This is a genomic window from Arsukibacterium sp. UBA5043, from assembly GCA_002415085.1.
Taxonomy (GTDB): domain Bacteria; phylum Pseudomonadota; class Gammaproteobacteria; order Enterobacterales; family Alteromonadaceae; genus Alishewanella.
In genome coordinates, this window is the sequence record DIBV01000004.1 from 301246 (window position 1) to 314610 (window position 13365).

Annotated in this window: 15 protein-coding genes; 7 read left to right on the forward strand and 8 right to left on the reverse strand. The window is 47.1% G+C overall.

The window, feature by feature from the left end; translation table 11 throughout:
* Positions 1 to 222: 222 nt before the first annotated feature.
* A complete protein-coding gene (locus B2Q61_RS05510) occupies positions 223 to 1182 on the forward strand; it encodes a Dyp-type peroxidase (protein ID WP_290620313.1) in 960 nt (319 codons plus the stop codon).
* A gap of 18 nt (positions 1183 to 1200) precedes the next feature.
* Here the strand turns inward: B2Q61_RS05510 and argR are convergent, their stop codons facing one another.
* Positions 1201 to 1668, reverse strand: coding sequence for a transcriptional regulator ArgR (argR, locus tag B2Q61_RS05515; protein WP_290620315.1), 468 nt, complete (start codon positions 1666 to 1668; stop codon positions 1201 to 1203).
* 198 nt (positions 1669 to 1866) lie between these two features.
* On the opposite strand from argR, the gene mdh reads away from it, so the two are divergent.
* A complete protein-coding gene (mdh, locus tag B2Q61_RS05520; RefSeq protein WP_290620317.1) occupies positions 1867 to 2805 on the forward strand; it encodes a malate dehydrogenase in 939 nt (312 codons plus the stop codon).
* Positions 2806 to 2883: 78 nt separating this feature from the next.
* On the opposite strand, the gene ispB is transcribed toward mdh, so the two are convergent.
* Positions 2884 to 3855 carry an octaprenyl diphosphate synthase gene (ispB, locus tag B2Q61_RS05525; RefSeq protein ID WP_290620318.1) on the reverse strand — a complete coding sequence of 324 codons (972 nt, stop codon included), beginning with the start codon at positions 3853 to 3855 and terminating at the stop codon, positions 2884 to 2886.
* A gap of 237 nt (positions 3856 to 4092) precedes the next feature.
* Here ispB and rplU point away from each other — a divergent pair, with 237 nt between their 5' ends.
* The 5 genes from rplU (at position 4093) to B2Q61_RS05550 (ending at position 6919) form a co-directional block, all read left to right on the forward strand.
* Positions 4093 to 4401: a 50S ribosomal protein L21 gene (gene rplU / locus B2Q61_RS05530; protein ID WP_213999303.1), complete on the forward strand. Its 309-nt coding sequence runs from the start codon at positions 4093 to 4095 to the stop codon at positions 4399 to 4401.
* A gap of 15 nt (positions 4402 to 4416) precedes the next feature.
* Positions 4417 to 4674 (forward strand): 50S ribosomal protein L27, encoded by a 258-nt coding sequence (gene rpmA / locus B2Q61_RS05535; protein WP_097112939.1) that lies wholly within the window; start codon positions 4417 to 4419, stop codon positions 4672 to 4674.
* A 132-nt stretch (positions 4675 to 4806) separates the two neighbouring features.
* Positions 4807 to 5967 (forward strand): Obg family GTPase CgtA, encoded by a 1161-nt coding sequence (gene cgtA, locus B2Q61_RS05540; RefSeq protein WP_290620319.1) that lies wholly within the window; start codon positions 4807 to 4809, stop codon positions 5965 to 5967.
* An 8-nt stretch (positions 5968 to 5975) separates the two neighbouring features.
* A complete protein-coding gene (gene folA / locus B2Q61_RS05545) occupies positions 5976 to 6464 on the forward strand; it encodes a type 3 dihydrofolate reductase (RefSeq protein WP_290620320.1) in 489 nt (162 codons plus the stop codon).
* A gap of 74 nt (positions 6465 to 6538) precedes the next feature.
* Positions 6539 to 6919, forward strand: coding sequence for a DUF3718 domain-containing protein (locus B2Q61_RS05550; RefSeq protein WP_290620321.1), 381 nt, complete (start codon positions 6539 to 6541; stop codon positions 6917 to 6919).
* 64 nt (positions 6920 to 6983) lie between these two features.
* Here B2Q61_RS05550 and B2Q61_RS05555 read toward each other — a convergent pair whose 3' ends face one another.
* The 6 genes from B2Q61_RS05555 to surA form a co-directional block, all read right to left on the reverse strand.
* Positions 6984 to 8996 (reverse strand): methyl-accepting chemotaxis protein, encoded by a 2013-nt coding sequence (locus B2Q61_RS05555; protein WP_290620323.1) that lies wholly within the window; start codon positions 8994 to 8996, stop codon positions 6984 to 6986.
* 101 nt (positions 8997 to 9097) lie between these two features.
* Positions 9098 to 9901 (reverse strand): symmetrical bis(5'-nucleosyl)-tetraphosphatase, encoded by an 804-nt coding sequence (locus tag B2Q61_RS05560; protein WP_290620325.1) that lies wholly within the window; start codon positions 9899 to 9901, stop codon positions 9098 to 9100.
* Complete coding sequence (apaG, locus tag B2Q61_RS05565; RefSeq protein ID WP_290620327.1) at positions 9901 to 10278, reverse strand: Co2+/Mg2+ efflux protein ApaG; 378 nt, start codon at positions 10276 to 10278, stop codon at positions 9901 to 9903. Before apaG ends, B2Q61_RS05560 begins: the two co-directional genes overlap by 1 nt.
* Positions 10271 to 11086: a 16S rRNA (adenine(1518)-N(6)/adenine(1519)-N(6))-dimethyltransferase RsmA gene (rsmA, locus tag B2Q61_RS05570; RefSeq protein WP_290620329.1), complete on the reverse strand. Its 816-nt coding sequence runs from the start codon at positions 11084 to 11086 to the stop codon at positions 10271 to 10273. Before rsmA ends, apaG begins: the two co-directional genes overlap by 8 nt.
* 3 nt (positions 11087 to 11089) lie before the next feature.
* Complete coding sequence (gene pdxA, locus B2Q61_RS05575) at positions 11090 to 12073, reverse strand: 4-hydroxythreonine-4-phosphate dehydrogenase PdxA (RefSeq protein ID WP_290620330.1); 984 nt, start codon at positions 12071 to 12073, stop codon at positions 11090 to 11092.
* A complete protein-coding gene (gene surA, locus B2Q61_RS05580) occupies positions 12074 to 13363 on the reverse strand; it encodes a peptidylprolyl isomerase SurA (protein ID WP_290620332.1) in 1290 nt (429 codons plus the stop codon).
* Positions 13364 to 13365 lie beyond the last annotated feature (2 nt).

Below are 13365 nucleotides of genomic sequence, written 5' to 3' on the forward strand. Positions count from 1 at the left end.
TAAACCGGCTGTAATAATATTGTAAAATAGCCGATAGCGATTAAATGTTATTTAAAACATAGGCTTAAATTGGGCGTTCGTTCCGTGCTATGCAGAAAATAGCGTTTAAACTTACCTTTTTGTGAGATATATCTCACACGGCGATTAGGTTTTCGTCTTAGCGGCGGGCAAACAGGCAGCAAAACTAAACGTATTAACCTAAAAATTAATTCAGGGAAGGAAATGGCAAGAGAACAACTAGGCATATGCGCAGAGGCTAATTTACATGCCAGCTATTTGCTGTTCAATGCGATAGAGGGGCATGAAGCCATCTTGCGACAAAAGCTGGCCCAGGTAGCGTTGTTGCTGGCCCGGTTAGCAGAGCATTTTTCAGAAGCGCAGTTGACCGGTGTGGTTGCTATTGGTGCAGACTATTGGGATAGCCTCTATCCGGGAGCCCGGCCTCTTGGCCTGCAACCCTTTCCGCTGCTGGCCAGTGACAATCTGGCCCAAACTGAAGTATGGGCTGATTTGTTTATTCAGATCCGGTCTGACAGACTGGACGTCAACTATATTGCCTGCCAGCAGATATGTCAGATATTAAAAAACCATGTTGATTTACTTGAACAATTACAGGGTTTTCGTTATCTGGATGGTCGGGATTTGACGGGCTTTATCGATACCCCTCATAACCCCAAAGGCAGCCGCAAGCGCCAACTTGCTCTGGTCGACGCGACAAAGCAACCGGTATTTGCTGCAGGCAGTTATCTGCATTTGCAGCGTTGGCATTATGACATGGCGCGTTGGCAACAATTGGATATCCTCCAGCAGGAAGAAATCATGGGGATCAGTAAAATCGAGGGTTCGATATTACCGGCTGCCCGCTTGCAACATAGCAGCCATACTTTAACCAGTCGGATGGGAAATGTAGAAAGTACGCCATTGCTGGTAATGCAAAATATGCCGTTTGCGCAGCATAATAGCCAGGGGTTGATCAGCTTAAGCTATGCTGGTGAAGCAGATAGTTTCAGGCAGCAATTAAGCTATCAACTGGGTTACAGGCATGACAACAGCGATATGCTGCAACCATTAAATAATCAGTATGATTTGTTATTCGATTTCTGTCACACCGACCTTTGTGCCGCTTTCTTTGCGCCATCATTAAGTTTTCTGGAAATGGCTTGCCTGCCAGCCAGCGGCTAATTATCGGGTGACACCCGGCTATACTTTCTCAAACAGTTCAGTGACTTTACCCAAAGTAAAATTAATATTTTTAACGCTTATCGGAGCAATAAAAATGGTGTCATCACCGGCGATGGTACCAAGAACTCCTTCTGCTTTACCTACTGAATCAAGCAACCTTGCAATTAGTTGTGCCGCACCCGGGCTGGTACGGATAATAATCATTACATCGTTATGTTCAATATCCAGTACCAGCTGACGCAGCGGGCTTTTGGTTGTAGGTACACCCAGCTCCGGAGGCAAACTATATACCATTTCCTGGCGGGCGTTGCGGGTGCGTACTGCACCATATTTACTAAGCATTCTTGATACTTTTGATTGGCTGACATTATCGAAGCCGTCATTCTTAAGGGCATCGACGATTTCACTTTGTGAGCCAAAACTTTCCGTTTTCAGTATTGCTTTGAATGCCTGAATTAGGGCTTCCTGCTTAGAGTGTTTTGTCATGATTGCTTTTTCTTATGGTTAAATGCTGGCTAATAGTAACAAATTCGGCCAATCAGTACAGTTTGTCAGGCAAACAAGACGAAATTTCGCTAAAATGGCAGGGCGTGCCCTAGACTTTAGGCTTAAGCCGTTTGTAATTGTCGCGCCATTTCAGTATTGTTGGCGCGTTTCATCTTACCCTGACATATGGAGAAAATCATGAAAGTTGCCGTATTAGGTGCTGCCGGCGGTATTGGCCAGGCATTGTCGTTATTATTGAAATTAGATTTACCAGCGGGTACCGATCTTGCCTTATACGACCTGGCGCCGGTCACGCCTGGCGTAGCTGTTGATTTAAGCCATATCCCGACTGCGGTAACCGTAAAAGGTTATGGCAAAGAGAATTTAAATGACGCGCTTGCCGGTGCGGACATCGTGATGATCCCTGCGGGTATGCCTCGTAAGCCAGGCATGGATCGTTCTGACTTATTTAATATCAATGCCGGTGTGGTTAAAACCCTGGCCGAGGCTATTGTTCAGCAATGTCCTAAGGCACTGGTAGGCATTATTACCAACCCGGTTAATACCACTGTGGCAATTGCCGCTGATGTCTTTAAAAAAGCGGGCACTTACGATCCACGTCGTTTATTCGGTGTGACTACGTTAGATGTTATCCGGGCTGAGACGTTTATCGGTGAGTTAAAAGGTAAAAATCCACAGGAAGTCGCGGTACCGGTTATCGGTGGTCACAGTGGAACCACCATTTTACCTCTGTTATCTCAGGTTAAAGGCGTTAGCTTTAGTGATGAAGAAGTGGCGTCGTTAACGCATCGAATTCAAAATGCAGGCACTGAAGTGGTTGAAGCTAAAGCCGGTGGCGGCTCTGCTACCCTATCTATGGGCCAGGCTGCGGCTAGGTTCTGTATATCCCTGATCAAAGGTTTGCAGGGTGAGTCGGTAACGGAGTATGCCTATGTTGAAGGTGACGGTGAGCATGCACGTTTTTTTGCACAACCATTAGTGCTGGGTAAAAACGGCGTAGAAAAATTACTGCCTATTGGTCAGCTTAGCAGCTACGAGCAAAAAGCCATGAACGATATGTTGGGCACTTTAAAAGCCGATATTACGCTAGGCGAAGAGTTTGTAAAAAATAACTAAGCGCTAATGACGGTTTATTTTAGTTAGCAAAAAAGGCGCCTCGGGCGCCTTTTCTATTCACAATTATTTGCTGCAACGCTAGTGGCTACGTGATACTGCCATCTCGGCAAGCGCTAATAAGGCGTGCTTGTAATCTGATTCAGGAATGTTGTCGAGCGCCCTGCGTGCTTTTTCGGCTTCCTGCTCGGCGATCCTGCGGGTATAGCCAAAAGCATTGGTTTGCTGCATGGCCTGCAGGATTTCCGGCAGGTTGGCCATGCCATTGCCGTCGGTGATGGCGCTGCGAATAAGCGCCTGCTGCACCGGATTACCATGTTTAAGCGCATGAATCAGCGGCAGGGTAGGCTTACCCTCGGCCAGATCGTCACCAATGTTTTTACCGAGCTCAGCTGCATCAGCCTGATAATCCAGGACGTCATCGATCAATTGAAACGCGGTGCCTAAATGCATGCCGTATTGCTTCATGCTGTTCACCACCGCTTCAGGTTGCTCAGCAATAATAGCGGCTAACTGAGTGGCGGCCTCAAACAACTTGGCGGTTTTGCAGTAAATGACCTGCATATAGTTTTGCTCGCTGGTATCAGGATCATTCACATTCATCAGCTGTAATACTTCGCCTTCCGCGATAACGTTGGTTGCGTCAGCCAGAATTTGCATAATGCGCATGTCGTCAAGTGAGACCATCATCTGAAATGAACGACTGTACAAGAAATCGCCTACCAGCACACTGGCCTGATTGCCAAAGACTGCATTGGCTGTTTGCTTGCCGCGGCGCAGGGTTGATTCATCTACGACGTCATCATGCAGCAAAGTAGAGGTATGAATAAATTCAATAATCGCGGCAACGCTAAGGTGTTTATTGCCCTGATAACCCAGAGCCTTTGCGGCCAATACAGCTAATAGTGGCCGCAAACGCTTGCCGCCGCTATTGACTATATAGATACCCAACTGATTAATCAGCGCTACGTCTGAAGTCAACTGAGAAAAAATATGCTGGTTTACTGCGGCCATATCAGCGTCGCTGAGTTGGCGTATGTCGTCAAGCGTCATGAAAAAACAACTGCTAAACCCCAAGAATGGCGGCAATTCTACACTATAGTGGCCGTCGGCAGAAAGGGAATATCGATCCTTTTCACACATGTTTGCTTGCGCCGCGATCTTTTTAATAATTGTGCTTGCGGCTATGTTTGAAATTGCGTACAATTCGCGCCCTGTGATTTGAATTAAACACGCCCCTGATGCCTTAATATAGAGCATAGCGTAGGCGTGGCTTGTACGGAGTTAACTATGTACGCGGTTTTCCAAAGTGGTGGCAAACAACACCGTGTGACGGAAGGTCAAACGCTTCGTCTAGAAAAACTAGACTTAGAAACCGGCGCAACGATTGAATTTACCCCGCTGATGATCGCCAATGGCGAAGACATCAGCATCGGTGCCCCTTTAGTAGAAGGTGGCAAGGTAGTAGCGGAAGTGGTCAATCATGGCCGCGGCGATAAGCTTAAAATCGTTAAATTCCGCCGTCGTAAACATTCACGTAAACAGATGGGTCACCGTCAGTGGTTTACTGAAGTTAAAATTACCAGCATCAGCGCGTAACAGGAGTATCGACACATGGCAAGTAAAAAAGGTGTAGGTAGCACTCGTAACGGTCGCGATTCAGAATCTAAACGTCTTGGTGTCAAGCGTTTTGGTGGTGAATCAGTTTTAGCTGGTAGCATCATTGTGCGTCAACGTGGTACTCGTTTCCACGCTGGTAGCAATGTAGGCATCGGTAAAGACCATACTTTATTCGCTTTAACTGAAGGTAAAGTGAAGTTTGAAGTAAAAGGCGAGCACAACCGTAAATTCGTTAGCATCGTTAGCGAATAAGTAAACTATATTGAAAAAACCCCGCCTGGTGCGGGGTTTTTTTATAAATTTTCTCCCCTCACAATCACATGGGTTATACTTAGCAGCTACGGCATGCGCCTATGTTTTTTATAGTGGATCAGGACACAACACATGAAGTTTGTAGATGAAGCGATAATCCGGGTTGAAGCCGGCGATGGCGGTAACGGAATTATCAGTTTTTTACGCGAAAAATTTATCTCTAAAGGTGGCCCAAATGGTGGCGATGGCGGAGATGGCGGTGACGTGTACCTGGTTGCTGATGAAAACCTGAATACCCTGGTTGATTTTCAGTTCGAGAAATACCATAGCGCTGAGCGGGGCCAGAATGGTGGTAGTGTCAATTGTACCGGTAAGCGTGGTGTCGATTTAGAACTGCGGGTACCGGTGGGTACCCGGGCAGTTGATATCGATACAGATGAAGTCATTGGTGATTTAACCACTAATGGCCAAAAGCTGATGGTAGCTAAAGGTGGTTGGCATGGATTGGGTAACGCCCGCTTTGCCAGCAGTACTAACCGTGCGCCCCGGAAAAAAACGAACGGTACCCCAGGTGAAATCCGTAATTTACGGCTGGAGTTACTATTGCTGGCTGATGTTGGTTTGCTGGGATTGCCTAATGCGGGTAAATCGACTCTTATCCGGTCAGTATCTGCAGCCAAGCCGAAAGTTGCTGATTATCCGTTTACTACCCTGGTTCCTAATCTGGGTGTAGTCAGAGTTGAAGCACACCGTTCTTTTGTTATCGCGGATATCCCAGGGCTGATCGAAGGCGCGGCAGAAGGTGCAGGCTTAGGAATTCAGTTTTTAAAACATCTTGAACGTTGCCGCTTATTGTTGCATGTGATTGATGTATTACCGGCTGATGGCTCTGATCCGGCTGAAAACGCCAGAACTATTATTCAGGAATTGCATAAATACAGCAAAAAACTGGCAGCTAAACCTCGCTGGCTGGTATTTAACAAGCTTGATTTAGTACTCGATGATGAGTTAGAACAGATTATCGCTGAGGTCACTTCAGCACTTGACTGGCAGGGGCCGGTTTTCAAAATTTCGGCGGCAGGGCGCACTAATACTGAACGCCTGGCTGCTGATATTCTCAGTTACATTGAAGCGTTACCTGCGGAACAGATTGAGACAGAAGTTGCTGATCCGGTTCATTTCAAATGGGATGATTATCATGACGATGCGGCCAGTGAGTTAGTAGACGACCTGGACGATGATGACGACTTCGACGACGATGATTACGACGTTGAAGTAATCTATCAACGCTGAGGTAACTCATGAAAATCGCGATGATAGCCGCCATGGCTAATAACAGGGTTATTGGTAAAGATAATCAGATGCCATGGCATTTACCGGCAGATTTGCAGCATTTTAAAGCTGTTACCCTGGGCAAGCCCGTTATTATGGGGCGTAAAACATTTGAATCTATTGGCCGGCCATTACCAGGCCGGCGTAATTTGGTGGTCAGCAGAACAATACCGGATGATACTAAAGGTGTTGAATGGTTTAGTAGCGTCGAACAGGCGCTTGCAGCAGCTTCAGATAATAACGAAGTCATGGTGATTGGCGGTGGTGAAATCTACCGGCAATGTCTGCCACTTGCTGACACCCTATATTTGACTGAAATTGAGTTAATGGTTGATGGTGATGCTTATTTTCCAGATTATCAGCGAGCCGCAGACTGGCAGCTGGTCGCCGAGCAACAGCATCAGGCCGATGGAGTTAATCCTTATTCATACCGTTTTATCACTTTACAGCGCAATTAGTAGTCGCCAGGCATTTGCACCGATTGTAACATGTTGCTAAGATGCGGGTTGACGATCCAGCTGAGGAGTAGTAAATGAGATTGGTGCCCACCTTATTATGCACAGCCGTATTAAGTGCCGCTGTTGTTATGTCGCCGGTAGCTGTCGCAGATCAGCAGTTAGCGGCTTCAATGTGCGATTATGTTGCGGCTAACGATAGAAACCGTTTACGTAAAGTACTCAGTGACTACCGTCTACGGTTACGCAATATTTATGATGGTGTTGTCTGCAACGGTGAGCCGTTAATCCGCCATGCTTTTAAAAGTAATGCGCCTGATGTCGGTGAATTTATTGTCAGACAATTACCTGGTTCACAGGTTGCTGAATCCGGTGATATTGCCTGGGCTGAAAGTAATGGTTTTGCAGACTCACCCTTACTGGCAGCATTAAAAGACCGTGCAGGTACAGGTGATTAACGTTTTAAATTAGAACAAAAAAAATCCGCTTATTAAGCGGATTTTTTATTATCGCTACAATCACTTATACCCTGAATTGCGCCACTGACTGACGCAGCTCTTCGGCAAGTCGCGCCACTTCATGGCTGGAGTCCGATGTCTGCTCTGCGCCAGAGGCAGTCTCTTCGGCAATAGCAACAATTGACTCTAACAACTGACTAATTTCATTTGATACCTGATTCTGCTCTTTTGCCGCACCAGAAATTTGCTCACTCATATCGTGGGCTAAGTGCACTGCATGGGTAATGGAATCAAGTGCAGATGTTGCCACTTCAGTTTGGGTTACGCAATTCTCAGCTTGTTTTTTACCTTTATTCATAGCTTCAACCGCGGCTTGAGCACCACTTTGCAGCACTTGAATCATCGCCTGAATTTCCTGGGTAGAAGCTTGTGTTTTACTGGCCAACGACCGTACTTCATCAGCAACAACCGCAAAACCACGCCCTTGCTCTCCGGCACGGGCTGCTTCAATAGCCGCATTCAGTGCCAGTAAGTTTGTTTGTTCCGCTATGCCACGGATAACATCAAGAATACTGCCAATGGAAGCACTGTCTTTGTGTAGCTTATTAATCACGACTGACGCTTGCTCAACCTCTTTTGACAGTTGGATAATGGTGCTCTTATTGTCCAGCGAAATGCCTTTCACCCGTTCTGCTTCTTTGTCGGCATTCTTAATTTCCGCCAGCGCATCATTGGAGCTTTGTAATACGCCTTGCGAGGTGCTGCTCATTTCGGTAGTGGCGGTTGCAGCCTGAGTAACCTGAGATTTCTGCTCGCGAATTGCTTGCGTCGTCTGTACCGTAATGGCAGAGGTTTGTTCTGAGGCTGCTGCAAGTTGAGTAGAGCGGGAGATAATGCCCTGGATTAACTGCTGCAAATTGCTAACCACGGTATTGACGTTGCGTGAGAGCTCACCAAATTCGTCTTTTGCTGAAGCATCAAGTGTTTTAGTTAAGTCACCGGAAGCTACAACACCCAGCATATTATTTACTTCAGCCAACGGTTTGACAATGCGTCTGACCGTAACAGTTGCAATAAATACCGACAGAATAATTGAAATAATAACCACTATGAAAATCCAGGTGATCGCATTGTCAACGCCTGATGAGGCGTTTTGTTCAATTTCCTGGGCAGCACTTCTGGTCAGATTAAGCAGAGTATCCAATCGTTGCATACCAGTTTGAGTATACTGATTTGCAGTTGCCAACTGAGCCTCGGCATCAGCTGTACCTGCAAGTAGCTGTACTTTTAAGGCAGGAATACCGTCAGGCCCTTCCAGAAAGCCAGAAATTTGCTGCACTTTTTCAGCAATGTCCGCGGTCATTGATACTGCACTACCTGCTTGTTGCTGAATTATCGCAACTTGTTCCCGAAGCTCCTGTAAGCGAAACGCAATCTCATTGGTAACCGTGGCAACCGTGGTATCGGTCTCAGTCCGGTTTAAATCGATCACGTTGTTAATAAGGGTGTTGATGCCGGTTTCTATCTGAGTAGCAGCCTCGTAAGCACGTGGGAATCTGCGCTGAACATCACGGACGTCAGTGAAATCGAGAATAAGTGATGCCATATCATCAGCGCTAAACTCCAGATCATTTAATTTACCGGCAATAGTGCTACGCAACCGGATATTGTTGTCTAAGCGGCGTTGCAGATTTGTGCTGGCTTCAATAAAGTTACGATAGGTCTCACTGACCTGCTCAGCGCCAGCCCGGAGTTCTGGATGTTGTTCAATAGCCTGACGCAAGGCATCGGCTGCTCTGTCATATATAACCTTTTCCTGAGCAAAGCGTTGATTAACGGCCGCGGTCTTTTCCAGGCTATCTGCGTAAAAGCCTTGTAAACTTGCCCGGCTCATCGTAACGAATTCAGTTTTCATCGTTGCACTATTTTCCAGTGCGGGAATGGAAACCTCATTAACTTCAGTGGTGGCGTTACTAATATTGTTTAAACTGATATAGGCGGTCACACCAATAAACAGCAGTAACAGGGAAATGATGGCAAAACCACCCATCACCCGCAACGCTACGGTTAACTTCATAATAACTCCCACTTTAAGTGTTTTATTTTAAGCACCTTAGCTTAAGATTTCTTGCTTAACAAGACTGAAACGCCAGTTTTGATGTCCCGGGTAAAACGGGATTAATTGTTCGCTGCAACACTGTATCGCTGTTGACGTTCTATACAATAGGCTGTCAGGGTATTGCCCCAGACGCAGCCAGTATCCAGAGCATGAATATCCTGCACCGGACTATACCCATTTAATGCCGCCCAATGTCCGAAAAAAAGTTCAGGATGGGGTTTACTGCGCCAGAATTCATACCACGGCACTAATTCACTTTGTTTCAGTGGGCTACCTTTTTCCTGAAAGCGCAGTGCGCCATCAGGCTGGCAAAAGCGCATTCTGGTACACGCATTAATGGTAAAGCGCCATTGCTGTTGCTCAGTTTTGGCCTGTTGCCACATGTTAGGTGTATCGCCGTACATAATAGCAAATATTTGTTCTGGCTGATGTGTTAATTGATAGCTCACTGCTGCCGCCGCGATCTCTGCATCATCTACTGTCCACTCGGGCGCGAGTCCGGCATGGACCATCAATTGCTTTTTATCGCTGCTTTGATGGATCAATGGCAGGTGTAACAGCCAGTCCACAAGTTCTTCCAGATTTGGTGCTTGTTGCAGTTGCTGCAACTTATCCACCGCTTTAAGGCTACTGAACCCAAAGTAGCTGGCCAGGAAATGTAAGTCGTGATTTCCCAGCACACATTTAGCGGCCTTGCCCAGCGCTTTGATAAAATTTAAGGTTGCCAGGGAGTCAGGGCCCCGGGCAATCAGATCGCCACAGAACCATATCTGATCATCAGCAGGATTAAATTCTACATGCAACAGCAAACGTTGCAGTGCATCATAGCATCCCTGTACATCGCCGATAACGTAGGTTGCCATCAGTTTAGGATATTGGGCATGGCCAGCCTGAACACCGGTATAGCGGCGTTAAATCGTTGTTCTGAGCGGCTAATCATTTCGTAATGGCCCTGCATGGTCCCTACCGGGGTTTCCAGCACCGCGCCACTGGTATAACTGTAACTTGAGCCAGGTACCAGTTCAGGTTGTTCACCTACCACACCGTCTCCGTAAACTTCAGCCTGTTTGCCATTGGCGTCGGTAATCAGCCAGTAGCGTTTCAGTAAGGTCACTGTTTCATTGCTACAGTTTTCGATAGTAATAGTATAAGCAAACACAAAGCGGTTTTCCGTCGGATCAGATTGTGCACCCAAATAAAAATTGTCGACCTTAATCAGAATATCAAACTGCTCACTCATCATTACCTTCCTGCTCTGCCAACCATTGCGCCACCTTAATGAAACCACTGACGGGTAACTGTTCCGGTCTGATAGTAGGATCGATACCCAGAGCACTTATCTGCTCGGCCGTTGCGAAATTGCTAAAGCCATTGCGTAAGGTTTTACGGCGCTGATTAAACGCTTCCAAACATACCCTGTTTAGCACGGCAGGATCAACTTTTGCTCTGTCGGCCAACGGGTAGGGTATTAACCTGACCACCGCAGAATCTACTTTAGGTGCAGGTATAAATGCTCCTGGTCCCACTTCAACCACCGGTATTGCCTGGCAATAATACTGTGTCATAACACTAAGCCGACCGAAGGTTTTACTACCGTGGCTGGCCGTCATGCGCTGCACAACTTCTTTTTGCAGCATAAAATGCATGTTGTTGATATGGTCAGCGAATTCAAATAAATGAAACAGCAGTGGGGTAGAAATATTATAGGGAAGGTTGCCAAAAATTTTCAGTTTCTGTCCAGGTGCCAGTAATGCAGCGAAATCGAATTTCATCGCGTCTGCCTGATGTACCGTCAATTTGTCTGCCAGCGTTGGATGCTGCTGTAAACGTTCGGCTAAATCACGATCCAGTTCTACGACAATAAGCTTACCGGCGGCTTCAGCAACTGGTTCGGTAAGTGCGCCCAGTCCGGGACCAATTTCTACCAGCACATCAGTCGATTTTGGTGAAATCGCTTTAACAATTCTGCCGATAACATAAGGGTCGTGTAAAAAGTTCTGGCCAAAACGCTTACGAGCGCGATGGCCCTGATGAACATTGTCTGTCATATGTTAGTTCGCTTGTTGTGCCAAAGAAATGGCCTGATTTACCGCATGAAATAAGCTGCCTGGGTCTGCCTTGCCGCTGCCGGCAAGATCCAGGGCAGTTCCGTGATCTACTGAGGTACGGATCAGCGGTAATCCGAGGCTAATATTAACCGAACGGCCAAAGCCTTTATATTTAAGTACCGGTAATCCCTGATCATGGTACATCGCCAGCACAGCGTCTGCATCATCCAGATATTTGGGCTGAAACAGTGTGTCAGCAGGCAGTGGCCCTACTAAGTCAATACCCTCTGCCCGCAACTCGTCCAGCGTTGGGCTGATAATATCCAGCTCTTCCCGTCCCAGATGGCCATCTTCGCCAGCATGGGGGTTAAGCCCACATACGTAAATTCGTGGCTGGTTAATTGCAAATTTGTGCCGTAAATCATGGTGCAGGATGGTAATGACTTTGAGCAGTCGATCCCGGGTAATGGCTTTGGCGACATAAGCCAGAGGAATATGGGTCGTTGCCAGCGCGACCCGTAACCCTTCAGTGGCGAGCATCATGACCACATAGGGTGTATTTGACTGATGCGCAAAAAATTCGGTATGGCCACTGAACGGAATACCGGCTCTGTTTATAATTCCTTTGTGCACGGGGCCGGTGACAACGGCCGCAAATTCAGTACTTATCGCATTCTCACCAGCAAATTGCAGTGTATTTACCACGTACTGGCCATTGGCAACATTCAGTACGCCAGCCTCAACAGGCTCGGTCAGGGCAAAATCAGCAACGGTTAGTGTGCCGGCTGCCTGGGCCCTGGCGGGGATCTTGCTGTCATAGGGTAGCAATGTCAGATCAATACCTAACCGTGCAGCCCGGGTAGCGAGTAATTCTGCGTTGCCGCACACAACCAGTTCTACCGGCCAACTCTGGCGGGAAAGCGCTACGACCAGATCCGGCCCGATGCCCGCTGGCTCGCCGGGCGTAACGGCAATACGCAGCGTCATCTAACTCTCCGGTAACACGTCAATGAAGGCTTCGTCGCGTATTTCTTTTAGAAAATTTGCTGATTCTTCATTAAAACGACGGTTGTAAATCATCCGGTAAACCTGTTCACGTTTTTTATCAGCCGTCGCATCCACAACACGCTTGTCCAGTACCTGCGCGATATGCCAGCCGTGCTCTGTTCGGAATGGCTCACTAATCTCATTAGTTTCCAAACGCAATAAGGTGTCACGAAATGCCGGTACAAATACCTGAGGTTCACTCCAGCCCAAATCACCACCGTCCATCTTTGAACCCGGATCTTCAGAATGCTGCTTGGCCAATTCAGCAAAATCGGCTTCGCCGGCGCGAAGTTTGCTAACAAACTGATTCAGGGTATTGCGAGCGCGTTCTTCACTAAGAATAATGGATGGTTTAATTAAAATGTGGCGGGATTTGATTTCCTGAATTTCAGCAACGTTTTCGCCACGGATATCAAAGATAGTTATAATATGAAAACCCGCTCCAGAGCGCATCGGACCGATTAAGTCACCTTTTTTCTTATCGCGAATGCTCTCTGAAAACAGGGTTGGCATTTCATTTATGTTCATGAAACCAAGTTCGCCACCTTCCAGAGCTTTTCCGCCGGAAGAAGAGGCGATGGCAATGCGTTTGAAATCACTACCGCTTTGCAACAACTCCATCACTTTATCTGCGCGCTCTTTGGCAGCACTTATATCATCGGGCGATGCCTGGTTGGGAACGGCGATAAGGATATGCCCCAGATTGTATTCCTCACTGACAGCACCCTGTTCTTCCATTAACTTCAGCAGACTGTCAACTTCCTGCGGGCTGATATAAATGCGGCGCTGCACGCTACCACGGACCACTTCGCTGGTAATAATTTCTTCTCTGAGCTTTTCTCTAAACCGCGCATAATTGCCTTCTTCAGCTTCAACCTGGCGGCGAAATGCTTCGATGCTGAGATTTTCACCCTGCGCGATGTTACGAATAGTATCGTCAAGCTGAGCATCACTGATTTGCAAGCCCATCCGTTCAGCAAGCTGCAACTGCAGACTGGTTAATATCAGTCGCTCCAGTGCCTGGGTACGCAATGCCTGATCAGAAGGAAGGGTTTGTCCCTGAGCTTCTGCGTTACGTTTAACCCGGTTTACCACGTCATCAATATCACTTTGTAAAACAACACTATTATCAACAATAGCGGCAACCCGATCGATCTCTTTTTCGGCTGCCATACTGGAAAAACTCAACCAGCCGATAAAAGCCAGGCAGATAACTTGCTGTAACTTCATAA